At 64.9% G+C, this 22,961-nt stretch carries 23 protein-coding genes; 7 read left to right on the top strand and 16 right to left on the bottom strand.

What is annotated here, in order from left to right; translation table 11 throughout:
- Positions 1-17: 17 nt before the first annotated feature.
- The 5 genes from L0U81_RS14925 to L0U81_RS14945 form a co-directional block, all read right to left on the bottom strand.
- On the bottom strand, positions 18-269 hold the full coding sequence (locus L0U81_RS14925; RefSeq protein WP_233803811.1) for a hypothetical protein: 252 nt from the start codon (positions 267-269) through the stop codon (positions 18-20).
- Between the two features lie 780 nt (positions 270-1,049).
- Entirely contained in the window at positions 1,050-1,934 is an 885-nt protein-coding gene (locus tag L0U81_RS14930) for a DUF2242 domain-containing protein (RefSeq protein WP_233803813.1), read from the bottom strand.
- A 195-nt stretch (positions 1,935-2,129) separates the two neighbouring features.
- Positions 2,130-2,813 (bottom strand): lytic transglycosylase domain-containing protein, encoded by a 684-nt coding sequence (locus L0U81_RS14935; protein ID WP_233803815.1) that lies wholly within the window; start codon positions 2,811-2,813, stop codon positions 2,130-2,132.
- A 123-nt stretch (positions 2,814-2,936) separates the two neighbouring features.
- Entirely contained in the window at positions 2,937-4,214 is a 1,278-nt protein-coding gene (locus L0U81_RS14940) for a cytochrome-c peroxidase (RefSeq protein WP_267956800.1), read from the bottom strand.
- An 8-nt stretch (positions 4,215-4,222) separates the two neighbouring features.
- The gene (locus L0U81_RS14945; protein WP_233803817.1) at positions 4,223-5,455 is read right to left on the bottom strand and encodes an alkaline phosphatase family protein; all 1,233 of its coding nucleotides are present in this window, start codon (positions 5,453-5,455) and stop codon (positions 4,223-4,225) included.
- 276 nt (positions 5,456-5,731) lie between these two features.
- On the opposite strand from L0U81_RS14945, the gene L0U81_RS14950 reads away from it, so the two are divergent.
- Positions 5,732-5,992: a DUF6723 family protein gene (locus L0U81_RS14950; protein WP_090805534.1), complete on the top strand. Its 261-nt coding sequence runs from the start codon at positions 5,732-5,734 to the stop codon at positions 5,990-5,992.
- Between the two features lie 51 nt (positions 5,993-6,043).
- On the opposite strand, the gene L0U81_RS14955 is transcribed toward L0U81_RS14950, so the two are convergent.
- From L0U81_RS14955 to L0U81_RS14980, 6 genes are all read right to left on the bottom strand, one after another.
- On the bottom strand, positions 6,044-6,643 hold the full coding sequence (locus tag L0U81_RS14955; protein ID WP_233803819.1) for a rhomboid family intramembrane serine protease: 600 nt from the start codon (positions 6,641-6,643) through the stop codon (positions 6,044-6,046).
- Between the two features lie 181 nt (positions 6,644-6,824).
- Positions 6,825-8,642 (bottom strand): glutamine--fructose-6-phosphate transaminase (isomerizing), encoded by a 1,818-nt coding sequence (gene glmS / locus L0U81_RS14960; RefSeq protein WP_233803821.1) that lies wholly within the window; start codon positions 8,640-8,642, stop codon positions 6,825-6,827.
- A gap of 59 nt (positions 8,643-8,701) precedes the next feature.
- Complete coding sequence (gene glmU / locus L0U81_RS14965; protein WP_233803823.1) at positions 8,702-10,063, bottom strand: bifunctional UDP-N-acetylglucosamine diphosphorylase/glucosamine-1-phosphate N-acetyltransferase GlmU; 1,362 nt, start codon at positions 10,061-10,063, stop codon at positions 8,702-8,704.
- Between the two features lie 147 nt (positions 10,064-10,210).
- Positions 10,211-11,203 (bottom strand): tRNA 2-thiocytidine(32) synthetase TtcA, encoded by a 993-nt coding sequence (ttcA, locus tag L0U81_RS14970; RefSeq protein WP_442793410.1) that lies wholly within the window; start codon positions 11,201-11,203, stop codon positions 10,211-10,213.
- Positions 11,204-11,206: 3 nt separating this feature from the next.
- A complete protein-coding gene (locus L0U81_RS14975) occupies positions 11,207-11,602 on the bottom strand; it encodes a dihydroneopterin aldolase (RefSeq protein ID WP_062124935.1) in 396 nt (131 codons plus the stop codon).
- 93 nt (positions 11,603-11,695) lie between these two features.
- Positions 11,696-12,523: an SDR family oxidoreductase gene (locus L0U81_RS14980; RefSeq protein WP_233803825.1), complete on the bottom strand. Its 828-nt coding sequence runs from the start codon at positions 12,521-12,523 to the stop codon at positions 11,696-11,698.
- Positions 12,524-12,536: 13 nt separating this feature from the next.
- On the opposite strand from L0U81_RS14980, the gene L0U81_RS14985 reads away from it, so the two are divergent.
- Both L0U81_RS14985 and L0U81_RS14990 read left to right on the top strand, forming a co-directional pair.
- A complete protein-coding gene (locus L0U81_RS14985; protein ID WP_233803827.1) occupies positions 12,537-13,739 on the top strand; it encodes a class I SAM-dependent methyltransferase in 1,203 nt (400 codons plus the stop codon).
- A gap of 31 nt (positions 13,740-13,770) precedes the next feature.
- Positions 13,771-13,965: a DUF2905 domain-containing protein gene (locus tag L0U81_RS14990; protein WP_027199138.1), complete on the top strand. Its 195-nt coding sequence runs from the start codon at positions 13,771-13,773 to the stop codon at positions 13,963-13,965.
- A 31-nt stretch (positions 13,966-13,996) separates the two neighbouring features.
- On the opposite strand, the gene L0U81_RS14995 is transcribed toward L0U81_RS14990, so the two are convergent.
- The 4 genes from L0U81_RS14995 to L0U81_RS15010 all read right to left on the bottom strand — a co-directional run bounded on the left by L0U81_RS14995 (position 13,997) and on the right by L0U81_RS15010 (position 18,911).
- Positions 13,997-15,229: a multifunctional CCA addition/repair protein gene (locus L0U81_RS14995; RefSeq protein ID WP_233803829.1), complete on the bottom strand. Its 1,233-nt coding sequence runs from the start codon at positions 15,227-15,229 to the stop codon at positions 13,997-13,999.
- Entirely contained in the window at positions 15,226-15,879 is a 654-nt protein-coding gene (locus L0U81_RS15000; protein ID WP_233803831.1) for a glutathione S-transferase family protein, read from the bottom strand. The genes L0U81_RS14995 and L0U81_RS15000 overlap by 4 nt, the downstream gene beginning before the upstream one ends.
- Before the next feature lie 29 nt (positions 15,880-15,908).
- A complete protein-coding gene (locus L0U81_RS15005; RefSeq protein ID WP_233803833.1) occupies positions 15,909-16,862 on the bottom strand; it encodes a complex I NDUFA9 subunit family protein in 954 nt (317 codons plus the stop codon).
- Between the two features lie 81 nt (positions 16,863-16,943).
- Entirely contained in the window at positions 16,944-18,911 is a 1,968-nt protein-coding gene (locus tag L0U81_RS15010; RefSeq protein WP_233803835.1) for a lytic transglycosylase domain-containing protein, read from the bottom strand.
- A gap of 77 nt (positions 18,912-18,988) precedes the next feature.
- On the opposite strand from L0U81_RS15010, the gene L0U81_RS15015 reads away from it, so the two are divergent.
- Positions 18,989-19,531 carry a 5-formyltetrahydrofolate cyclo-ligase gene (locus tag L0U81_RS15015; protein WP_233804354.1) on the top strand — a complete coding sequence of 181 codons (543 nt, stop codon included), beginning with the start codon at positions 18,989-18,991 and terminating at the stop codon, positions 19,529-19,531.
- 50 nt (positions 19,532-19,581) lie between these two features.
- Here L0U81_RS15015 and L0U81_RS15020 read toward each other — a convergent pair whose 3' ends face one another.
- The gene (locus L0U81_RS15020; RefSeq protein ID WP_233803837.1) at positions 19,582-20,094 is read right to left on the bottom strand and encodes a winged helix DNA-binding protein; all 513 of its coding nucleotides are present in this window, start codon (positions 20,092-20,094) and stop codon (positions 19,582-19,584) included.
- A 175-nt stretch (positions 20,095-20,269) separates the two neighbouring features.
- Between L0U81_RS15020 and pxpB the strand changes: the two genes are divergently transcribed.
- Genes pxpB through pxpA form a run of 3 tightly spaced genes read left to right on the top strand, consistent with a single transcriptional unit; the run spans position 20,270 to position 22,745 of the window.
- Positions 20,270-20,923, top strand: coding sequence for a 5-oxoprolinase subunit PxpB (pxpB, locus tag L0U81_RS15025; RefSeq protein ID WP_233803839.1), 654 nt, complete (start codon positions 20,270-20,272; stop codon positions 20,921-20,923).
- A complete protein-coding gene (locus tag L0U81_RS15030) occupies positions 20,920-21,972 on the top strand; it encodes a biotin-dependent carboxyltransferase family protein (protein WP_233803841.1) in 1,053 nt (350 codons plus the stop codon). The genes pxpB and L0U81_RS15030 overlap by 4 nt, the downstream gene beginning before the upstream one ends.
- Before the next feature lie 20 nt (positions 21,973-21,992).
- Positions 21,993-22,745 carry a 5-oxoprolinase subunit PxpA gene (pxpA, locus tag L0U81_RS15035; protein WP_233803843.1) on the top strand — a complete coding sequence of 251 codons (753 nt, stop codon included), beginning with the start codon at positions 21,993-21,995 and terminating at the stop codon, positions 22,743-22,745.
- Positions 22,746-22,961 lie beyond the last annotated feature (216 nt).

The following is a 22,961-nucleotide window of genomic DNA, read 5'->3' on the forward strand; positions in this document are numbered from 1 at the left end:
CTCGCCGATTTGCCCAACTAGGCCGCGCGCGGATGAGCGACAACGCTCGGTGCATCGGCGGTCGGCGGAAACACGCACCAGCAGCCGTCGTCGTGACGAAAGAAGAACAACCCTCGCCCGCCCTCTTCCGCCGACGTCTCCACTCGCACATAACGCCGCCCGCCCATGCGCGTTCGGCTGAACTCCGTTACGTGAACCGGCTGGGAAGGCAATGGCGCAAGCCACTTCTCGACCAGAAACCGCAACGACTGCTCGCTCGCGGCTCTCATGATCTGCTCCGGAAGAGTCTGTCCCGCTGCGTGTCGCGTGTGGACTCGGGGCTGTCGTCGCCGGCGGCGTCGACTTTCTCGTCAGCCTCGGCGGCTGCCAGTGCCATCGCCCGATTGGTCGCGGCCGCGCGTAGCGAACTGCAATGGGCCGCATGCCGAAGGTCCGAGAGAAGATGGACTAGCTGTCGTGCTGATCTGCGTTTCATACATCCCCCCGCACTGCATCAGGAACCTCAGAAAGCACTTTAACTTTAGGCCGGATTGTTCGCTGTACAAATGGTTTTGACGAAATAGCAACAGTTGCGCTTGCAAAAAAAAGACGCGCAATCTTCGTGCCGCGTTATCAATGTGCGCGTTCGGCAGGCGGAAATCTGTGCGTTGGCGAGCGCTTCGCATCGCGCGAAGCGTCGGTGCGGAGGCAACGGGAGGCATCATTCAGAGGGACGGTTATCCACAGCGACCTCTGAACAACTTCGGGATAGCACGACGAACAGCCTGTGCGCGAAATCTTGATAAAGGCGGGGTCGGTTAACGGGCGTTCGAACTTATCCCACTTATGTAGTTTTTCTACCGACGTGTTCCGCAGGGTTATGGGTTTCGCATGATGTTGAAGCGCCGGGACATTTGCGAGTTATCCACAGAAACAGTTAACCCTTGTTAACTACTACTATGTATGTATACGTATACCGTAAACACCATAAGGTGAATCTCGCTGCGCGGGTGAATCACAGGCTGACCGGAGCTTGATCAGCCTGAATGCGACGGCGCGCTGCGCCGCGATCACGGCACCTGTGCCGAGCCGCTCGCGGGTTCGATCGATGCCGCCTGGCCGATCGGGTCGGCGAGTTGGGAGGCCGGCGACGGGATCGTTAACGGAACCGCTGCGGGCGCGGAGGCTGAGGTTGGCGCCTGAGCCGCGGCTGGAGGTGTCACCGCTTCGGACGTGCCCGTCGTCAGTTGAACGGGCGCTGGCGACGTCGGATGAACCGGAACGGCCGTCGTCGCCTGAACGGCGGCGGGAGTCGGCGCCGGTACCGGCACGGGCACCGGCTCAGGGGTCGTCACCTGAAGCGGCGCAGCTACCGGCAATGTTCGCGTTTCGATCGTGCTGCTCGTCACCGGCTCCGTGCGCACCACGGTCTGCAAATAGTGATCGACGAGGCTGAAAAAGCGGTCGTAGAACTTGCCCGATGGAATCGTCTCGCTCGAGATCTTCACCATCGCGTCGCTATTCGAGCGGATCGGCAGCGACAGCGAACCGAGCACGCTGAGCCCGACGCTCGCCGACGTATCGCTTTTCTTCAACGCGTAGCCGTTCTGTACGGCATTCACATAAACGATGCTGGTATTGGCCGCCTCTTCGCCGGGCGTGCAGACGACGTGAAATTCGACGGACACATGGGTATCGCTGGTCGGCTGAAAATCCTTCGTGCCGTCGACGGTATCCGGGCGCGACATCGTCGTCAGATAGCCCTGGCTCAGCAGTGCGCGACGCGCGGCTTCGCAGCTATCGGTCGTACTCGAATTGAAATTGCGCGCGTACGGGCTTGCGCCAGTTAGGAACTGTTCCTGAGTGAATTGAGGCCGCGGCGTGCTGCTGCACGCCGTGAGCGCCAGCAGGCCGAACAGGGCCGCTGTGGTGGTGCGGGAAAAAAGGGTCTGCATGATCAGGTGCAAGAAGCGCCTCGTGAGCGCGAATGGGAATGCATTGTAGAGCGGGCAGCGCAATGTGCGTAAAAAGCGGGCAACGGGCAGCCCGCGACCTATTACGGCAGGTAACAGCGTCTCAACATGATGCGCGCCGTCCGAGCTTCACGGCGCGTGCAGACAGACACGGGAGAAGAAACCGCGCGAGTGCGCCTAGTTCGACGCCGAGCGCGTCGAACCTGCCGTCGCGGCCGAAGTCGCCCCAGAGGCCGCGGCCGCCGCCGCCGCGACGGCCCCGCTCGCTGCGGGAGCGATAAGCGTGGCCGGCACGCTGAACGCGGCCGCCCACTGGTTTGTGCCCGCGCACCGATCGGCCTCGCACGACGCGGGCCGCCCATCGGCCCCCTGAGCGCCGTCCACGGACGACGCGATCTCCGCAAAATCCCCGACGCGCAGATTTACCTTCTGCGCATACGCCTTCGACCCGCCATAGCTCTTCAGCGCGGCATTCAGATCGCCGTTGGCCGAGCGCATATAGCCGTACAGGATCGCCGAACCGGCCTCGATGTTCGCGCCCGGCTCGGTCAGGTCCTTCACGTTGCGCAGCAGCCCGCGATGCGCCTGCGGCACGACCTGCATCAGCCCCGTCGCGCCATTGGCGCCGCGGGCTTTTTCCTTGAAGCGGGATTCGATCGAGATGATGGCGAGCAACAGCGCCGGAGGGAGGGAGTATTTGGAGGCGGCGGATTGCACCGCGTCTGAAATCTTTTGAGCTTTGTCCTTCGTCAGCCCGAATTTCTGCGTCAGATACGCCGATATTCGGTCGCTGTTTTCGTCGGCCGCCGCGGCTTGCGCGAGGCCGAGCGAAAGCACGAAAAGGCAAAGTAACCGACTCATGAGGGATGATGGAAGGTAGCAAAGATCGGCGCATTATAGCGCCGCGATGCCCGCCGGCACCGGTCATCCACAATTTTTGCCTTTTAAATCAAGGATGATCGGAACTCTCGGTGAGAATCGGTCCTACTTTGACTTGGGATCGTAGCCGTCGGTCAGCGTTGCAAGGAATGCGGCGACGTCGTCGATATCGCGCTCGGACCATACCGGGCGCTCACCCGTTTTGCGCGACAGCGGCTCGTCGGTCGTGTCGACGTTCACGCGCAGTGCGACCGGCAGATCGTCGAATTTGTCGACTTTGCCGTGCGCATCCTTCGGATACCACTTGGCCGGGTTCGTATCGCGTTGCACGTAGAAACGCAGCGCGTCCTTCAGCGTATGGAAGCGGCCGTTGTGGAAAAACACGTGGCGCGTCGCGGTATTGCGCAGGGATACTGACTTGAACAGCCCGCAATTGTGCTTGTCGCTCTGATCCAGGCGCAGCGGTCCGCACAGACCCATGTCGAAATACTTGGGATCGGCGTTGACCTTCAGTTCCGGGTTGCGCGGCACGCCAAGCGCCTGGAAGTTGAAGTCGGTGAAGAGCGGATGAGCGCCGTTCACGCCCGGCTGGTCAATATGACAGGATGCGCAGTTGCCGCCGGCGGGGTCGTCGAACAGTTTTTTGCCGCGCAATTCGTGTGCAGTTAGTTGCACTTTTCCGTCGAGGTAGTAATCGAACTTGCTCGTGTACGGATGAAAACTCGGATCTTCGAGCTCGAAGCGCTCGATCGCGTACATCGCCTGCGTGAATGCCTTCGACGAATCGGCAAAGATGTTCTGGCCGAATACTTCCTTGAAGCGCGCTGCATACGGCGCGCGCTGCATCTTCGCGAGCAACGCGGCCGGATCCTTGTTGGCCATCTCGTTTGGATTGAACAGCGGGAAGCTTGCCTGATCGTGCAGATAGTTGAAGCGCCCATCCCAGCCGAAGCCGCCGACAGGCGCGTTATCCGTTTCGCTGAGCCGCTCGGACAGGCTCGCTGCCTGCGCATGCGTCCAGACCGGCGTACGGTTGAGCACGTAGCGCAGGCTCGGCACTGCGCGCGTGCCCTGCTGATGCAGGTCCGCGCCGCCCAGTTGCGCGGCGAGCCCGTTGGGCGGCCCGTACGCGTGCTCCGGACTATGACAGCTCGCGCACGACATCTTGCCCGAGCTCGACAGCGCCGGATCGAAGAACATCAGCTTGCCGAGCGCGGCGGCATCGCTGTAGACGGGCTTCGCATCGGCGGGCGCTGCTGTTGGAGTCGACGCGAAGGCGGGAACCGCAAAGGCGCCCGTTAGCAACGCGCCGCCCATCAGGGCGGCGACTGCTATCCGGCTCGCGCTCGCGCGCGCCGAGAATCGCATGGCAGAAGACAGCATCGAGTCTTTTAGAGGTTCGTGAAGATATCGCTGCCGAATCCGACCAGACCCGCCTGCCCCGCATAACCGAGGTAGCCGAGCTGGAAGATATCCTCGATGCTCTTCAGCATCGAATAGTGGTTGTACGGCACCGTCGACACCGTGCCCGGCTTGATGAACTTCGAGATCATCACCGCGCCGGTCTGGTCGCCGCCGTAGCTCGTCTTGGTCAGGTTGATCGTGACGCCCTTATACGCGAGCGACGAGGTCTCCGGGAACGACGGCAGGTTCGGGCCCGGTTGCTGGCTGCAGCAGGTCGTGCCGGAAAAGACCAGATCCTCGCCCGATGCGGAAGTTGTGACCGTCGCGTAGCTGCTTTCGTCGAAGTTGATGATCAGCAGACCGTCCTTCTGGAACGCCGGCGACGCGGTGATGATCGGCACCCACTTCTGCAGGAACGTGTTCGCGCTCGTCAGGCCACCCGGCTGGCCGTTCACGCAAGGCGCGTCGTGGCCGTCGTCACACAGGTTCGGCGTGATCAGGTTGAAGTTCGCGGTGGTCGAAACCGATTGCAGGTCGTTCTGCAGGTTATTCAGATTGACGACGTGCGTCCCGCAGTCCGGCGAATCGATGATCGAGTGGAAGTACATGAACGGGTTGTGGCGCGTCGCGTACTGGTCACCGAGCGGCACGGCCGCGCTCGGCGCTTCGGCCGACTCCGTCAGGTCCGTCGTGTTCAGCGTCGGGTGGCCGCAGGTGGCGGCTTCGCGCGACGGGTCGTTGCCCATGTCGCCTTCATAGCCCTTCCACGTATAGCCCGCTGCCGTGAGCTGGTCCGGCAGCGTCTTCACGCTCGCCGGATACACGCAGCCGGAGCCGATCGCCTGGCCATCGGACGTCATGCCGGTGAGCTTGAAGTCCTGATAGGTCATGCAGTCGTTATCGGTCTCGTTGGTTGCCGACTGGCCGCTGATCATCGCGATGTAGTTGTCGAGGCTCACGTGGCCGGTGCCGTAGTACTGCTGCACGAGCGCGCCTTGCGAAGCGAGCGTCTGCGCCAGATACGGCGCCTTGGTGTTCGCGCCGAACGTGGTCGCGTAATTTTCGTTTTCGAGCGTGATCACGAAGACGTGGCGAATCTGCTGCTGTCCGGTCAATTGCAGCCCGCCGGAAGAAGACGAGCCGCAGGCGGCCACGATCAAAGCGATTAAAGCCGCGCAAGCGGCCATGAGGAACGCGCGTAACCCGATGCGGTGTGACATGTTGGTTGCCCTCTGTTGTTGTCTTTTGTTGCCATGTAGTGATGGCTGTCTCAATTGCGGGCAGACTTTAGGGAGCACCCATGACATTTCCGTGAAAGTTGACGTTGGTTCACCAATCAATCCATTGGCGAAACATCGAACGTGTTGGGATCGCGCGCTTGCTCGCGCCACCGAGGGTTGCCCACTCGATTCACGCTTCGCGCGGATTTGAGACAATGCCCGTCGGCCACGCTTATCGTTGCGCGCCGCTTCAATGAACAACCGATGTTTTCAGCTATGAGCAAGACCGCGTTTATTCCCAGCGTCCCCGGCACGTCGGAGGACGACTTCGAGATTTCGGCGAGCGCGAAGATGGCCGGCTACCGGCGCTTTTTTGGTGTGCTGAAGGTGGTGCGCACGACCGACGGCCGCGTGCTGTTTCCGTTCGATGGCGCGCCCGAACTGGGCCCGCACGCGAGCCGGCTCGAAGCGCTTGCGGCCGCACAGGTTTATGGCGAACACATCGTCGCGAGCGATCTGGCGCGGCCAGAGTTATAGGATTCGTCGATTACCCGGCGATATACCGATGCGCGAACACGCGCGAGTCGGTCAGCGCACGCGTACCCGGCTTGCCGCGCCAGCCCGCGCACGCGCGGCGAGCACACCACCGAGCACGCCGCCGATATGGCTCTGCCACGACACATCTGGATAGATAGGCAGCACGCCGAACAGCAGGCTCAGACCGTAGCTGCTGACAACGACCAGGGCCACGAGGATCGACACGAGATTGCGCGCGTAGTAGCCGCGTGCGACCAGATAGCCCGCATAGCCGAACACCAGCCCGCTGGCGCCGATATGCACCGAATCCGGCGCGCCGAAAAGCCACGCGCAAAGGCCCGCTCCGAGCATCGCGCCGAGGGTCGCACGAAAGAAGCCGGCGATGTCTGGCCACGTACACAGCCAGCCGAGTACGATGAGCCCGCTCGTGTTGGCGGCGATGTGCCCCAGGCTCGCATGCAGCCACGGCGCGAACAGGATGCCTTGCAGGCCGCCGAGCGAACGCGGCACGACGCCGTGCTCGTTCAGATGCAGGAACGGCAATGCAACCGACAGAAAGAATACCGCCCACATCGAACCGACGAACAGCGCGATCAGGACGATTCGCGACTTGAGCTTCGCGGTTAGCGTGTTGGGGGATGAGGTCTTCATGGTGACGAGGCCACGGGGATGTCGACAGAGGGTAGTCGATGTGGCGTCGTCACGTCGAGGCATCGAGGATCAACGGATGCCGACTGAAGCAGTGGATGATTCGTCAGCCACACCGCATGGCGGTGTGGCTAATTTCGCCTGAGCCTGTAGCTCAGTTCAGTTTGCCGCTATGCCCGCTTCCTCACTCCACCGTCACCGACTTCGCCAGGTTCCGCGGCTTATCCACATCCGTGCCGCGCGCACAAGCGGTGTGATACGCGAGCAACTGCAGCGGCACGACGTGCAGAATCGGCGACAGCAAGCCATAGTGCTCCGGCATCCGGATCACATGCAGTCCCTCGCCGTTGACGATCTTCGTATCCGCATCGGCAAATACATAAAGCTGGCCGCCGCGCGCGCGCACTTCCTGGATGTTCGACTTCAGCTTTTCGAGCAGCGCGTCGTTCGGCGCGACCGTCACCACCGGCATCGCTTCGGTCACGAGCGCCAGCGGCCCATGCTTGAGTTCGCCAGCCGGATACGCCTCGGCATGGATATACGAAATTTCCTTCAGCTTCAGCGCGCCTTCGAGCGCGATCGGATAGTGCAGGCCGCGTCCGAGGAACAACGCGTGTTCCTTGCGCGAGAACTCTTCCGACCACGCGATGATCTGCGGCTCCAGCGCGAGCACGCTGTTGAGCGCAGCCGGCAGGTGGCGCAACTGCTTCAGATAATCCGCTTCCTGCTCGTGGTTCAGGCGACCGCGCAGCTTCGCGAGCGTCGCGGCCAGCGTGAACAGCGCGACCAGCTGCGTCGTGAACGCCTTGGTCGACGCGACACCGATCTCGCGGCCCGCGTGCGTGAGGAACGACAACTCCGTCTGCCGAACCATCGCGCTCGTGCCGACGTTGCAGATTGCGAGCGTATGCTTGTGGCCGAGCTCCTGCGCGTGCTTGAGCGCCGCGAGCGTGTCCGCGGTTTCGCCTGACTGCGAAATCACCACCACCAGCGACTTCGGATTCGGCACCGACTCGCGATAGCGGTACTCGCTAGCGATCTCGACCTGGGTCGGAATCTTCGCGAGCGATTCGAGCCAGTACTTGGCTGTGAGCCCCGAGTAGTAGCTCGTGCCGCACGCGAGAATCAGCAGGCTGTTGATGTCCGCGAACACCTGGCCCGCGCCTTCACCGAAAATCGACGCATCGAACGCATCGGCCTGGGCAATCGTGTCGGTGATCGCGCGCGGCTGCTCGAAAATTTCCTTCTGCATGAAATGGCGATACGGGCCGAGTTCGACCGCCCCGCCATACGACGCTACCTGCCGCACCTCGCGTTGCGCGGCATCGCCCTGGCGATCGACGATGCGCACGCCATCGAGCGACAGTTCGCAGACGTCGCCTTCCTCGAGGAAGATGAAGCGCTCGGTGCTGCCCGCGAGCGCGAGCGCGTCGGACGCGAGGAAGTTCTCAACGTCGCCGAGTCCGACCACGAGCGGCGAGCCCTGGCGCGCGCCGACCACCGTATGCGGCTGGTCCTTGTGCAACACCGCGATCGCATACGCGCCGTGCAGTTGCGCGATTGCCGCGTGCACCGCCGCGAACAGATCGCCGCGATACAGGCTGTGGATCAGGTGCGCGATAACCTCGGTGTCGGTCTGCGAGACGAACTCGTAACCCTTGCCCCGCAGCGTTTCGCGCAGCACCTCATAGTTCTCGATGATGCCGTTGTGTACCAATGCGAGCGCATCCCGCGAGAAGATCGGATGCGCGTTGTCGGTGACCGGCGCGCCGTGCGTGGCCCAGCGCGTATGCGCGATCCCCGTCACGCCTTCGAGGTTTCCGTCGCGCACCTGGCCTTCGAGGTCGGCGACGCGCGCAACGCTGCGCGCGCGGGTCGGGCCGCGCCCGCCGAGCACGGCGACGCCGCACGAATCGTAGCCGCGATATTCGAGGCGCCGCAGTCCTTCGATCAGGACGGAAACGATATTACGTTGCGCAACCGCGCCGACAATGCCGCACATGGTGTATTCCTTTTCAGTGCCGGATTCAGTGAGCGCGCCTCGTGGGCGCGCCATATCGATCAGCTTTTCTTTTTGACCGGGCGCACGTAACCGGTCTTGCTCGTTTGAGTCTTGTCGTTCAACACCAGCGCATCGGCGGCGACGTCCTTCCAGACCGTGGTGCCGGCCGCAATCGTCGCGCCGCGCTGCACGCGCACCGGCGCGACGAGCTGCGTGTCGGAGCCGACGAACACGTCGTCCTCGATCACGGTGCGGAATTTGTTGGCGCCGTCATAGTTGCAGGTGATCGTGCCCGCGCCGATATTCACGCGCGCGCCTATATCGGCGTCGCCGATATAGGTGAGGTGGTTGGCTTTCGAGCCATGACCGAGCACCGCGTTCTTGATCTCGACGAAGTTTCCTACATGAGACTCGTCCTGCAGCGCCGCGCCTGGACGCAAGCGCGCATACGGACCGAGCACGACCTTCGCGCCAACTTCCGCACCTTCGATGTGTGTGAACGCATCGACGCGCGTGCCGGCGCCGAGACTCGCGTTGCGGATCACGCAGTTCGGCCCGATGCTGACGTTATCGGCCAGCGTCACGCGGCCTTCGAACACGCAGTTCACGTCGATCGACACGTCGCGCCCGCATTCGAGCGTGCCGCGCACGTCGACTCGCGCCGGATCGGCGAGCGTCACGCCCGCGACGAGCAGCGTGTCGGCGACATTGCGCTGCTGAATCCGCTCGAGCTCGGCGAGCTGCTGCTTACTGTTCACGCCGAGCGTTTCCCATTCGTCGTCGGGTTGCGTGGTGACGACTTCGAGGCCGGCTTCGATCGCCATCTCGACCGCGTCGGTCAGATAGAACTCACCTTGCGCGTTGTCGTTTTTCAGCGCCGCTAGCCAGCCGGCGAGGCGCGCGGTCGGTACGACCATGATGCCGGTGTTGATTTCGGCGATCCTCAGCTGTTCAGGGCTGGCGTCCTTCTGTTCGACGATGCGCTGCACCTTGCCATGCTGATCGCGCACGATGCGGCCGTAGCCGGTCGGGTCGTCGAGCGTGACGGTGAGCACGCCGTAGCCGTCCTGACCGGCGCGCCCGGTCAGCGCACGCAGCGTTTCCGCGCGCGTGAGCGGCACGTCGCCATAGAGCACCAGCGTGGGCAGTGAGGGATCGAGCAGCGGCAGCGCCTGCTGCACCGCGTGGCCGGTGCCGAGCTGCTGCTCCTGCACCACGAATTGAAGATCAGGCGCCGCGACGGCTTCACGCACGGCTTCGGCGCCGTGACCGATCACGACGATCAGACGCGCGGGCTTGAGCGCGCGAGCGGTGTCGATGACATGAGCGAGGAGCGGCCGGCCGGCCAGAGGATGGAGCACCTTGGGAAGCGCGGACCGCATGCGCTTGCCGGTACCTGCCGCCAAAATCACGATGTTCATGGCGTCGGTAATCAGACGAGTTTGGAGCGGAGGATTCTATCATGCTGCACCTGCAACAAAGGCCGCTGACGCGGCCTCGGCAGGGGTGGCAAACCGGCGGAAAGCCGCCGGAATGCCTGCAGACCAGACACTGTTCGACAGGCGTTGTCAGAGGTCGTCGAACTGGACCAGCGAAATGGTCTTCGCGCCGGTGAGCGGTGCGCCTTCGTCGCCGGTCGAGCACGGTTCTTCGTCGAACGCGATATCGCCTTGCGGATCGGCCTCGCCAGTCGCGCGCAGCCCCTTGAACGGAAACAGCTGATGATCCATCAGGTGCGACGGCACCACGTTCGACAACGCGTTGAACATGTTCTCGATGCGGCCCGGGAAGCGCTTCTCCCAGTCGCGGACCAGCGCCTTCATTTCCGCGCGCTTGAGGTTCGGTTGGCTACCGCAAAGATTGCACGGAATGATCGGGAATTCGCGCAGCTCCGCGTACTTCTCCAGATCGGTTTCCTTCACGTAGGCGAGCGGCCGGATCACGATGTTCTTGCCGTCGTCCGATTGCAGCTTGGGTGGCATGCCCTTCAGCTTGCCGCCGTAGAACAGGTTCAGCAGCAGCGTCTGCAGGATGTCGTCGCGATGATGGCCGAGCGCGATCTTGGTCGCGCCGAGCTCGCCCGCGACGCGGTACAGGATGCCGCGCCGCAGCCGCGAGCACAGCGAGCAGGTGGTCTTGCCCTCCGGCACGAGCCGCTTGACGATGCTGTAGGTGTCCTGGTTCTCGATATGAAACGGGATGTCGAGCTGCGTCAGGTATTCCGGCAGCACGTGCTCGGGGAAGCCCGGCTGCTTCTGGTCGAGGTTCACCGCGACGATGTCGAAATTGATCGGCGCGCGCTCGCGCAGCCGCATCAGGATCTCGAGCATCGCGTAACTGTCTTTGCCGCCCGACAGGCACACCATCACCTTGTCGCCGTCCTCGATCATGTTGTAGTCGCCGATCGCCTGGCCGACCTGGCGCGCGAGGCGCTTGAACAGCTTGTTGTTCTCGTACGCTTCCTTCTGCTCGCGGCGCGTGAGCGGCATTTTCGAGGCGCGGGCGGTTTGCGTGGCCTCGGTGGCTCCGTCGCCCTGGTTCAGCATTTCCGGCGCATTCATCGCTCAATCCTCCTTGATGCGGAAGACTTCGACGCCGACCGCATCGCAGTCCGGATACACATCCGGCTTCTCGGTCGACACGCGCGCGCCGCGCACTTGCGGATGCTCGAGCATGGCGCGCACGAGATCGTCGCACAGCGTTTCCTGCAGATGGATATGGCCTTGTGAGACGCGCTTGGCGATCGTCGAGCGCATGAAGTCGTAGTCGACGACTTCGTTGAGCTTGTCGTGCACCGGCGTGGACATCGCGAGCGGCACGAACAGTTCGACGTTGATCACGACGCGCTGTTCGCCACGCTTTTCGAAGTCGTGCACGCCGATATTGATGTGCACTTCGTAATTGCGCAGAAAGAGCCGGCGGCAATCGGCGAGCCGGGGGTGCGAAAGAGCGGCAAACATGTTCGTTCCAATCAAAAAAGCGTGCGCTTGCACGCAAAGGGGCACTTCACCACGCGCGACGGCCGCCTCGGCAAGGCAAGCCGCGTGCGCGTGTCAGGCGCCCGTCAAAAACATCACGTCGCGCGGCAGCGGCACGAGATGCTGCCCGCCGTCGACCACCAGCGTCGTTCCGGTGACGCCGGCTGCATCCGCGAGATACAGCGCGGCGGCGACGATATCCTCGGGCCGCGACGCACGGCCAAGAGGCGTCATACGGTGAGCGGCTTCAAACCCGTCCTGGGTCTGGTCGCCCGATTGCATGGTCAGGCCGGGCGCGAGCCCGACCACCCGGAGCTTCGGCGCGAGCGCCTGAGCGAGCGCGACCGTCGCAGTCTGCAACGCCGCCTTCGACAGCGTGTACGACAGATAGTCCGGGTTCATGTTGTACAGCTTCTGGTCCAGCACATTGATGACAACACCGCGCTGGCTTTCGTCGCGCGACGCGGCATCGGGGGTCGCGTCGTACAGCATCCGCGCGAGCACGAGTGGCGCGCCTAGGTTCATCGCGGTCAGCTTCAGCAGCAGCTCGTAGCCGACATCGCGCGCCGTGTCTTCCTCGAAGCGCGACGCGTTGTTGACGATGCACGACGGCCGCCCCAGCGCGGCGATACAGTCCGGCAGCAGCCGCGCGACCTGCGCTTCGTCACCGAGATCGGCGTGCAGCGCGATCGCGCGGCGGCCCAGCGCGACGATTTGCGCGACCACTTCGTCGGCTTCCTCGCGCGACGCACCGTAGTGCACGGCCACATCCCAGCCGCGCGCGGCGAAGCCGAGCGCAAGCGCGCGCCCGATGCGGCGCGCGGCGCCGGTAACCAGCACGACGCGAGGCATTTCGGGCGGCAAGTCGGCCGCGCGGGCAGCGATGTCCGGAGAGACGGTCATTTACAATGCGGGGATGAATCCGAAAGCTCACCAACCCGATAGTTTACCTGCTCCCGGCCCGAGCGCGCTCGCGCAGTCCGACGCGCTGGTCGCCGCGATCCGCGCGCAGCTCGACGCGACCGGCGGCTGGCTGCCGTTCGACCGCTACATGGAGCGCGCGCTGTACGCGCCGGGGCTCGGCTACTACAGCGGCGGTGCGCGCAAATTCGGCCTGCGCGCCGACGACGGCAGCGACTTCGTCACCGCGCCGGAACTGTCGCCCCTCTTCGCCGCGACGCTCGCGCGCCCGGTCGCCGAAGCGTTGGAGGCGAGCGGCACGCGCGACGTCATCGAGTTCGGCGCGGGCACCGGCAAGCTCGCCGCCGGGCTGCTCAATGCGCTCGACACGCTCGGCGCGGAATTCGACAGCTATTCGATCGTCGATCTGTCGGGTGAGCTGCGCGAGCGGCAGCGCGAGACGATCGCGGCGGCAGCGCCCGCGTTGCTCGCGAAAGTGCACTGGCTCGACGCATTGCCGGAGCGCTTCGAGGGCGTCGTGATCGGCAACGAGGTGCTCGACGCGATGCCGGTACGGCTCTTCGCCCATAGCGGCGGCGTCTGGCACGAGCGCGGCGTGGTGTGGCGAGACGCCGCATTCGGATTTGACGACCGGCCGGTCGCGGCCGCCGAGGACCTCGCGCTGCTCGCCGAAATCGACACGACGCGCGACCCCGCCGGCGACGACTACGTGACCGAAACGCACGAAGCCGCGCGCGCCTTCACGCGCACCATCTGCACGATGCTCGCGCGCGGTGCGATTTTCCTGATCGACTACGGCTTTCCGCGCCACGAGTACTACCACGACCAGCGCGCGCAGGGCACGCTGATGTGCCACTACCGGCACCGCGCGCACGGCGACCCGTTCCTGTACCCCGGTCTGCAGGACATCACCGCGCACGTCGAATTCACCGGCATTGCCGAAGCGGGCGTCGAAACCGGCGCGGACCTGCTCGGCTTCACGTCGCAAGCGCGCTTCCTGCTGAATGCGGGCGTCACCGAGGCGCTCGGCGAAATCGATCCCGACGACACCGCGCGCTTTCTGCCCGCAGCCAACGCGGTGCAGAAGCTGCTCTCCGAGGCGGAGATGGGTGAACTCTTCAAGGTGATCGCGTTTTCGCGCGGACTCGACGACACGCTACGCGCCTTTTCGAACGGCGACCGCTCGCATACGCTGTGATTGTGAATCCGCCCAGGCACGAGGACGCGCGATGATCCGCTGGCTTCTGACTACCTTCGTGGCCGTCGCGGTGCTGTCGTCGTGCTGGCCGTGGCTGAGGAAGCTCGGCATCGGCCGGATGCCCGGCGACGTGACCTTGCGGCTGTTTGGTCGCGAGTATCCGTTTCCGTTCATGTCGACGCTGGTGCTGTCGATGCTGTTGTCGCTGCTGGCGCGGGCGTTGTAGGCGCCGCGCGCCACTTTACGCCCGCGCGACTTCACGCGAGCGCCGCTTCTACCGCGCGCACCCGCTCCTCATGTACGGCGTCCTTGATGCCGGCCGGCGCATCGGCGAGCCGCCTGGCGACGGCCCCCGCATCGACTCCGCGCACAGCGACTAGCGCCACCCTCAGCCGCTCCGCCTGCGGATAGTCGCTCATCTCGAAGCCAAGCCGCCCGCGCGCATCGGACTCGCAGGCCTGCAATGCCTCGGCAAAGCGCGCCGGTTTGCGGATCGCGTCGCTGCGCTCGAACAGGCGCACCAGCGCCGCCGCCCCCATCCCCATCACGCGATGAATATTGCCGTGCTCGCGCGCGACCAGCACCGCGAGATCGCGGCACTCGTTCGGCACGCGCAGCCGCTCGCACAGCGGCTTGAGCAGATCGACGCTGCGCCCTTCGTGGCCGATATGCCGCGGCAGCACGTCCTCGGGCGTGGTCGCCTTGCCGAGATCATGCGTCAGCGCCGCGAACCGCACCGGCAGCGTGTAGCCCTGCTGCGCGGCATGGTCGAGCACCATCATCACGTGGATGCCGGTATCGACCTCGGGGTGATAGTCGGCGCGCTGCGGCACGCCGAACAGCGCGTCGATCTCCGGCAGGACCCGCGCGAGCGCGCCGCATTCGCGCAGCACGTCGAACATCCGCGACGGCTTCTTCTCCATCAGTCCGCGCGAGACCTCCTGCCACACGCGCTCGGCCACCAGCGCATCGGCTTCGCCGTCGGCGACCATCTCGCGCATCAGCGCCATCGTCTCCGGCGCGACCGTGAAATCGACGAAACGCGCCGCGAAACGCGCGATGCGCAGAATCCGCACCGGATCTTCGAGGAACGCAGCGCTGACATGGCGAAAGAGCCGCGCCTGCAGATCGGCCTGACCGTCGAACGGATCGATGACCGGGCCGGTCGGCTCGCCGTCCGGGCGCACCTCGCGCGCCATCGCGTTGATCGTCAGATCGCGGCGCGCGAGGTCCTCCTCGAGCGTCACGTCGGGTGCGTAGAAGAACTGGAAGCCGTGGTATCCGGCGGCCGTCTTGCGCTCGGTGCGCGCGAGCGCGTACTCCTCGTGCGTCTGCGGATGCAGGAACACCGGAAAGTCCTTGCCCACCGGGCGGTAGCCCTGCGCGACCATCTGCTCGGGCGTCGCTCCAACCACCACGTAGTCGCGGTCCTTCACCGGTACGCCGAGCAATTCGTCTCGGACCGCGCCGCCTACTGCGTAGATATTCATGGGCATTCGTCTTGATAGGGAATGGCGTGCGTTTCGCGCCGCGCGGCGTCGATCCATGCATTGACCGCGGGCAGCGCGGTAAGCCGCTCGACATAGCCAGCCGCGCTCGCCGACAGCGCCGGCTTCCACGTGTTGAAGCGCATCGCGACCGGCGCGTACATCGCGTCGGCAATGCCGAATTCGCCGAACAGGAACGGGCCGCCGTAGGTTTCGAGGCAGTCGCGCCAGATCGTCCCGATCCGCGCAATATCGGCGAGTGCGCCCGCCGTCGCGTTCTTGCCCGGGAACGACGCGCGGATATTCATCCAATTGTTCGAGCGCAATTCGCCGAAGCCCGAATGCATCTCTGCGCTAACGCTGCGTGCGTGCGCGCGCGCCGCTGCGTCGCGCGGCCACAGCGCGTGCTGCGGATAGCGCTCGGCGAGTGTTTCGGCGATCGCAAGCGAATCCCATACGGCTTGTCCCGCGTCATCGATCAGGCACGGTACCTTGCCCGGTGCGCGCGGCGCCTGAGCGCAGACCTTCGCGTTCGTGTCCGGCTCATTCAGGAAGATCAGTTCCTCGTCGAACGGAATGCCGAAGTGCGTGAGCAGCAGCCACGGGCGCATCGACCACGACGAATAGTTCTTGTCACCAATCAGCAGTTTCATGCTTCTTTTTAAAGAGAGAGGAATGAGTTTCAGCGCCCGGCGCTGGCGCGGAACGTGTCGAGTCGTGAACCCTTGGCCGCGCCGGTCAGATACGCCGGCACGATCGCTTCGATGCTGACCGGCTCGAGTCCGAGCTCGGGCGCGAGCGGTGCGCTCAGAATATTGGCGACCTTCATCGAGTCGAGATTGTCGCGCGAAATCACCGGTTCGCCCGGCGCCATTTCGAAGCTCAGCGCCTGCAGGCGCGCGAGCGGTTCGGGCAGACGGATGATGCGCGCATGCTTGCCGATCACGTCGCCGCAATACGAGACCAGGTCTTCGAGCGTATAGACGGTCGGGCCGCCGAGCTCGTAGGTGCGGCCGCTCGCGCCATCGAGATCGAGCACGTTGACAATCGCCTTCGCGACGTCGCCGACATAGACCGGCTGGAATTGCGCGTCCGGCATCGCGAGCGGGATGGCCGGAAACACGCGCTGCAGGAACGCGAACTTGTTCAGAAACGCGTCCTCGGGGCCGAACACGACGGACGGCCGGAAGATCGTCCACGCGACGCTCGCCGCATGCACGGCTTTTTCGCCGTCGCCCTTCGAGCGCGAGTACATGCTCGGGCCGTTCGGATCGGCGCCAAGCGCACTCAGATGAATCAGGCGATGCACGCCCTTGCCTTCGCAGGCGGCGACGATGCGCGTCGGCAGCTCGACGTGCGCATGCGCGAACTCCTGCCCATAGGGCTTGCCGCGTCTACCATTGAGGATGCCGACGAGGTTGATCACGCAATCGGCGCCTTCGACGAAGCGCGCGAGCTGTACCGGATCGGACACGTCGGTTTCGAACACGTCGATCGGCAGCATGGTCAGATGGCGCGCGTTGTAGCGGCGCCGTGTGGCGAGGCGCACGTCTTTGCCCATCTCGACGAGCGCATTGATGAGGTAGCTGCCGATGAACCCGGAGCCGCCGATGACTGCGATGGCTTGATGTCGCATTTTCGACTCCCTGATGGAAGCCGCGGCAACGGCTGGCGAAGCGCGCCGCAACCTCGGAACGAGGTTGCGGCGGCAAGGCGCTTACGGTGCGATGTAACCCAGGCGCGCCTTCAGCGATTGCGGACGGCCTTCGAACAATGCCGCGTAGTAGACCGTGTTGGACAGCACATTCTTCACGTAGTCGCGAGTCTCCTGGAACGGAATCGCCTCGGCGAAGATCGCGCCTTCGACCGGGCGCTGCAGCGACTGCCGCCAGTTGCGCGGACGGCCCGGACCTGCGTTGTAGCCAGCGGTGGCCAGCACGGCGGACCCGTCGAACTGATTGTAGATCATCGCCAGGTAGTTCGTGCCGAGCAGGATGTTGGTGTTGATGTCGTTCATCTGCTCGCGCGACACCGGGCCCAGACCGATCTTCTTCGCGACCAGTTGCGCGGTGGCCGGCATCAGCTGCATCAGGCCGCCCGCGCCGACGTCCGAGCGCGCGTTGATGATGAAGCGCGACTCCTGGCGGATCAGCCCGTACGCCCACTCGACATCGAGCCCGCTCGACTGCGCGTCCTGCTCGACGATATCGCGGAACGGCGAAAGGTAACGCAGCGAAAAGTCGTGCTCGCTCTTCGTGCGGTCCGCGGTGTTGACGGTGCGGTCGTACAGCTGGATGCGGCGCGCGTACTCTGAGACGGCGAGCAGTTGCCGGTCGGTCATGTTGCGCAACGGCCAGTTCCACTCGCGATTGCCTTCGAGCCGCAGGTTCAGCATATAGAAACGCTGCGCGAGATCGAAGCCCGGCGTGGTGCCGGCCTGCTGCACTTCCGCGTCGGTCACGGTGGTTTTCGGCGGCACGGTGATCTTCTGGCCGAGCTCTTCGAGCGCGAGCTGACCGTAGAAGTTGAAGTTCGACGCGATCGATTCGAATTCCTGGTTGGCCGTAGCCGTGTCGCCGGCCTGCTTCAGCGCGCGCGCGTGCCAGTACACCCACGATGGCTGCTTGCGAAGCGATTCAGGCATCTGCTCGATCGACCAGCGCACCATGTTCCAGTCGCCGGCGAGCAACGCGCTGCGGGTGCGCCATTCATAGGCGGGATTCGACAGCGGCGCGTTCGCCGACAGCCGGAACCAGTCAACCGCGCCGGGCACCTGCTTGAGCGCGCCCTGGTAGCCGATGGTGCCCCAGCCGATCGCACGCTCCGGCGAATTCAGCGACGGCGCGACCGACGCGAACGTGGCCGCGGCCATGGCCGGATCGTTGCGCGCCATGCGCGTGATTGCGAGCAGCGCCAGCTGATGCGATTGCGCGTCAGGCCCGACGCCGCGCGCAAGCAGCAGCGGCGGCGTATTGACCGCCTGGCCGAACTGCACCGGGTCGGGTGGCTGGTCGCCGAACGCGTCAACGAGCTTGCTGCCGGTGCTCGTGTAGTTCTGCTCGTATGAAAGGCGGATCTGCTGCCAGATGTCGTCGGCGCTGAACTGGTGGTTCAAGCCGAGCACCGTAATCAGATCGACGCAACCGTCGCCGTACCATTTCGGATCGACGAGCAGCGCCCGCGCCGCGTCCGCGACATTCTCGCCGCGCGACGCGCGCGATTCGAGCGCGTAGCACTTCACCTGGGTGTCGTCGTCGAGCACGAACTTCGCGTATTGCTGGTCGAAGTTGCGCCAGTCGTGGCGCGTGCCGAGCACGGTCAGGTAGTCGTTGCGCATGCGATCGGCGATCGCCTGGCCGTCGTACTTCTGCAGGAACGCGAGCACGGGTGCATCAGGCGCGTCGACGAGCGCATGGCCACTCGAATCGAACAGCTGCGGCTTGATCTGAAAATACTCAAGATACGACGGCGCCGGATAATTCGGGATCATGCTCGCGAGCTGAGCTGCGCGCGGCGCGTCGTTAGTGCGCGCGGCTTCGCGAAGCTGGACGAAAATCTGATCGTCGTTCGTGAGTTGCGAGAGCGGGAGAGGCTTGACGGCCGAGGCGGTGGTGCACGCGACGAGCGCCGCAGCGGCCAGCGCGATACCAGCCGCGCGATATACTCGAAAAAGGCGTTTTGACATCGTTGTTTCTGGAGCGCGAATTGGACCCAAGCATAGCACGCAACCCTGTCCCGCCAGCGAAAAAGGCGCTGCGCCGGATCTTGCTGGAAACCCGTCTGCAAGCGGCTTGCGAGCCGGCGAAGAATGCCGCGCTCGGGCGTCGGATGCTCGATGCGCTAAAGCACTACGCAGTACAAAGCGTGGGGTTCTACTGGCCCCTCGCAGGCGAGTTCGACGCGCGCGGCGCGATCGCGATCTGGCTCGCTGCGAACCCTCATCACGAAGCCAGTCTGCCAATCATCAAAGAACGTGGCATGGCGCTCGAGTTCCATGCGTGGACGCCCGTGACTCCGATGAAAATCGGCCATCACAAGATTGCGGAGCCCACCTCGGGGCGAGTGGTGCTGCCCGAGCTGCTGTTCGTGCCCTGCGTGGGTTTCGATGCCGACGGCTATCGCCTCGGCTATGGCGGCGGCTATTACGATCGCACGCTGGCCGGCTGGCCGGCCGCGCACAAGCCGATCACGGTCGGCATCGCCTACGAAGCGTGCCGCACCGACACGCTGGAACGCGAGGCGCATGACATTGCGCTCGACCTGATCGTCACCGAGGCGGGGTTTCATCCGGCGCTGCCGGCTTGAACGTGCGATGCGCGGCGTGTCACGCGCGGCGCTTGCGCGGTATTGCGTGGTTAGAGCGAAGCCGCCGCGCGCGCCGCCGTGTCGTACAACCCCGACGCATTGCGCAGCAACTGCGCGGCCTCGCCGATCTGCTGGTTGGTCAGGCCGCTTTCCTTGAGCGTCGAGATCAGGCAGTTTTCGCGCACCTCGCGATACTTCAGGCATAGCTCGCGGCCTGCGTCGGTTGCGGAAAAGAACACTTCCTTGCCGGTTTTTTCGCTTTTTACGTACCCTCTAGCTACGAGCTTTTTCAATGCGTAAGTCGCGACGTGCGTGTCCTCGATGTTCAGCACGAAGCAGATGTCCGCGAGTTTCTTGCGACGTTCGCGATGGCTCACGTGGTGCAGCAGCGACACCTCGATCGCCGTCATGTCCTTGTCGCCGGCCGCAGACATGCAGCGCACCATCCAGCGGTTGAATGCGTTGCCCGCCATGATCAGCGCGTATTCGAGCTCGGACAGTTCCGCGCTGGTCTCGGAGACGAGATGTTCCGACGAAACGATCTTGGTGGGATGACGCGTCATACGAGGTTCCGGGGACGAAAATGGGCTGGAAAAGTGTCGCAAGTGTACGACGACGCCCTGTTGCCGACGAGCCTGGCAAAAACGCTTATTGGGAAATTGTCGATATTTTATTGATAATGTAGGCTCCAATCGTCGCCAGCCCCCTCATCCTCCGACTCGATCCGGCCGCCCAGTCATGAGCCAACCACGAATCTTTCCGCTCGGCGATGCCGCGCTCGTCTGCGAAGCGCCGCCACCCGCCACGCTGGAGTGCCAGCAGCGCGTGTGGGCCGCGGCCGAAGCTGCGCGCGACTGGCCGCATGTGCTTGAAGTCGTGCCGGGCATGAACAATCTGACACTCGTGTTCGATCCGCTCGGGACCGACGTCGACGCGCTCGGCGAGCAGTTACTCACGGCCTGGAACGTGGCGGCCAAAGTCGCCGCGCCGGGGCGCGACATCAAGATTCCAGTGCAGTACGGCGGCGAATTCGGCCCCGATCTGCAAGCGGTCGCCGAACATGCGGGCTTGAGCGCGCGCGAGGTCGTCGAGCGTCATGCGGGCGGCGCCTACGTGGTGTTCTTTCTCGGCTTCCAGCCGGGCTTCGCCTATATGGGCGGGCTGGACGCCGCGCTGCACACGCCGCGCCGCGCGTCGCCGCGGCTCGATGTGCCGGCGGGCTCGGTCGGCATCGGCGGCGAGCAGACCGGCATCTATCCGGCGGTGTCGCCGGGCGGCTGGCAGCTGATCGGCCGCACCGAGGTGCCGCTGTTCGATCCGGCGCGCCGCCCACCCACGCTGCTGCAGCCCGGTGACCGGGTGCGCTTCACGATCGCGGGGATGCACGCATGATCGACGTGATCCGCGCGGGTCTCCTGACCACGATCCAGGACCTCGGCCGCCACGGCTACCGGCATCTCGGCGTCGCGATGGGTGGCGCGCTCGACCGGCTGTCGCTCGAAGTCGGCAACCGGCTGGTCGGCAACCGCCCCGACGCGGCCGGCCTGGAAATCACTTTCGGCCCGACCGTGCTGCGCTTTCTGCGCGCGACGCGCGTCGCGATCACCGGCACCGAGTTCGGCGCGACGCTCGACGGCAAGCCCGTCTATTCATGGTGGAGCCTGCCCGTGCAGGCCGGCCAGGAACTCGTGCTCCACGCGGCGAAGCGCGGCATGCGCGGCTATGTGTGCGTCGCAGGAGGCATCGACGTGCTGCCGATGCTCGGCTCGCGCAGTACCGACCTCGCCGGTCATTTCGGCGGACTCGGCGGCCGCGCGCTGAATGACGGCGACCGTCTGCCGGTCGGCGCGCCGCCGCAGCGCGGCCACCTCGGCTTCACGCCCGAGGCGCCCGGGTTCGGCGTGAAGGCGCCCGCCTGGTGCAAGTTCGTGCTGGTCCACGAGCCGCTGAGACGCGGTCGGCATCCGTCGGGCGTGGCGTGGGCCATACCGATCCGCGTGCTGCGCGGTCCCGAATACGACAGCTTCACCGCGGACGCGCAGCAGTCGTTCTGGTCCGACGAGTGGCTCGTGACGCCGAACAGCAACCGCATGGGCTATCGCCTTGCCGGCACCGAGCTGCAACGCACGCACAAGACCGATCTGCTGTCGCACGCGGTGCTGCCGGGCACGATCCAGGTGCCGCCGAACGGCCAGCCGATCGTGCTGATGAGCGACGCGCAGACCACCGGCGGCTATCCGAAGATCGGCGCAGTGATTCAGGCCGATCTGTGGAAGCTCGCACAGGTGCGCCTGAACGCGGCTGTCCGTTTCATCCCGACGACGCCCTACGAAGCGCGCCAGGCTTTGCTGGAAGAACGCACGTATCTGCGGCAGATCGATGCCGCGATCGCGATGCATGAAGAGCGTTGCGCGCGCAAGGCGGCGCTCGCGACCCTGTAAAACCAAGTCAAGGAATCCCCATGGAAATCGATCTGAACGCCGATCTCGGCGAAGGTTGCGGCTCCGACGAGGCGTTGCTCGATCTCGTGAGCTCGGCCAACATCGCGTGCGGCTGGCATGCGGGCGGCCCCACCGCGATGCGTGACTGCGTGCGCTGGGCCGTGCAGAAAGGCGTGTCGATCGGCGCGCATCCTAGCTTCAACGATCCCGAGAACTTCGGCCGCAAGGAAATGGATCTGCCGGCGGGCGAGATTTACGCGGGCGTGCTCTATCAAATCGGTGCGCTGTCGGCGATCGCGCAGGCCGAGGGCGGGCGCATCGCGCACGTGAAGCCGCACGGCGCGCTCTACAACCAGGCCGCGCGCGACGCGACAATCGCCGACGCGATCGTCTCGGCGGTGCACGACTTCGATCCGTCGGTGGCGGTGTTCGCGCTCGCCGGCAGCGGGCTCGTGAGCGCCGCGCGCAACGCGGGTCTGACCGCGATCGAGGAAGTGTTCGCCGATCGCGGCTATCGCGCGGACGGCTCGCTCGTGCCGCGCAAGGAACCGGGCGCGCTGCTCGACGACGAGGACGAAGTGCTCGCGCGCACGCTCACGATGATCCGCGAGCAACGCGTGCAGGCCGTCGACGGTCAATGGGTGGCGCTGAACGCGCAGACCATCTGCCTGCACGGCGACGGCCCGCATGCGCTCGCGTTCGCGCGACGCATCCGCGGCGCGCTCAACGACGCCGGCATCGGAGTGCACGCCGCAGGCTCCGCACGCGTTTGAGCATTCGCATCACCGCAGTCCACATCGCGCGCGTCTAGCCAATCCAGCGCGCGTGACCGATCCAGCGCCCCGCTCCCACGCGGGGCGTGCCAGCCGGGGCATTGATCGCCATGCCCGCTGCAAACCCACGGTGCCGACACCCGCGCATCCGAGGGGCAGGTAAAGAGAGTTCGACGCGGCCGCAGAAGCCGCGGCAGCACGCCGGCGCATGAAGCC

Origin of the sequence: Paraburkholderia sp. HP33-1 (assembly GCF_021390595.1) — a bacterium.
Lineage (GTDB): Bacteria > Pseudomonadota > Gammaproteobacteria > Burkholderiales > Burkholderiaceae > Paraburkholderia.

Bases quoted from the DNA above. Each gene is read 5' to 3' on its own strand.
- L0U81_RS15005 (WP_233803833.1), bottom strand. From the start codon at position 16,862: ATGCGACATCAAGCCATCGCAGTCATCGGCGGCTCCGGGTTCATCGGC.
- glmS (WP_233803821.1), bottom strand. From the start codon at position 8,642: ATGTGCGGCATTGTCGGCGCGGTTGCGCAACGTAATATCGTTTCCGTC.
- L0U81_RS14935 (WP_233803815.1), bottom strand. From the start codon at position 2,813: ATGAGTCGGTTACTTTGCCTTTTCGTGCTTTCGCTCGGCCTCGCGCAA.
- L0U81_RS15030 (WP_233803841.1), top strand. From the start codon at position 20,920: ATGATCGACGTGATCCGCGCGGGTCTCCTGACCACGATCCAGGACCTC.
- L0U81_RS14975 (WP_062124935.1), bottom strand. From the start codon at position 11,602: ATGTTTGCCGCTCTTTCGCACCCCCGGCTCGCCGATTGCCGCCGGCTC.
- L0U81_RS15010 (WP_233803835.1), bottom strand. From the start codon at position 18,911: ATGTCAAAACGCCTTTTTCGAGTATATCGCGCGGCTGGTATCGCGCTG.
- L0U81_RS14995 (WP_233803829.1), bottom strand. From the start codon at position 15,229: ATGAATATCTACGCAGTAGGCGGCGCGGTCCGAGACGAATTGCTCGGC.
- L0U81_RS15020 (WP_233803837.1), bottom strand. From the start codon at position 20,094: ATGACGCGTCATCCCACCAAGATCGTTTCGTCGGAACATCTCGTCTCC.
- glmU (WP_233803823.1), bottom strand. From the start codon at position 10,063: ATGAACATCGTGATTTTGGCGGCAGGTACCGGCAAGCGCATGCGGTCC.
- L0U81_RS14985 (WP_233803827.1), top strand. From the start codon at position 12,537: ATGAATCCGAAAGCTCACCAACCCGATAGTTTACCTGCTCCCGGCCCG.
- L0U81_RS14980 (WP_233803825.1), bottom strand. From the start codon at position 12,523: ATGACCGTCTCTCCGGACATCGCTGCCCGCGCGGCCGACTTGCCGCCC.
- ttcA (WP_442793410.1), bottom strand. From the start codon at position 11,203: ATGAATGCGCCGGAAATGCTGAACCAGGGCGACGGAGCCACCGAGGCC.
- L0U81_RS14945 (WP_233803817.1), bottom strand. From the start codon at position 5,455: ATGTCACACCGCATCGGGTTACGCGCGTTCCTCATGGCCGCTTGCGCG.
- L0U81_RS14990 (WP_027199138.1), top strand. From the start codon at position 13,771: ATGATCCGCTGGCTTCTGACTACCTTCGTGGCCGTCGCGGTGCTGTCG.
- L0U81_RS14925 (WP_233803811.1), bottom strand. From the start codon at position 269: ATGAGAGCCGCGAGCGAGCAGTCGTTGCGGTTTCTGGTCGAGAAGTGG.
- L0U81_RS15000 (WP_233803831.1), bottom strand. From the start codon at position 15,879: ATGAAACTGCTGATTGGTGACAAGAACTATTCGTCGTGGTCGATGCGC.
- L0U81_RS14950 (WP_090805534.1), top strand. From the start codon at position 5,732: ATGAGCAAGACCGCGTTTATTCCCAGCGTCCCCGGCACGTCGGAGGAC.
- pxpA (WP_233803843.1), top strand. From the start codon at position 21,993: ATGGAAATCGATCTGAACGCCGATCTCGGCGAAGGTTGCGGCTCCGAC.
- pxpB (WP_233803839.1), top strand. From the start codon at position 20,270: ATGAGCCAACCACGAATCTTTCCGCTCGGCGATGCCGCGCTCGTCTGC.
- L0U81_RS14955 (WP_233803819.1), bottom strand. From the start codon at position 6,643: ATGAAGACCTCATCCCCCAACACGCTAACCGCGAAGCTCAAGTCGCGA.
- L0U81_RS14940 (WP_267956800.1), bottom strand. From the start codon at position 4,214: ATGCTGTCTTCTGCCATGCGATTCTCGGCGCGCGCGAGCGCGAGCCGG.
- L0U81_RS14930 (WP_233803813.1), bottom strand. From the start codon at position 1,934: ATGCAGACCCTTTTTTCCCGCACCACCACAGCGGCCCTGTTCGGCCTG.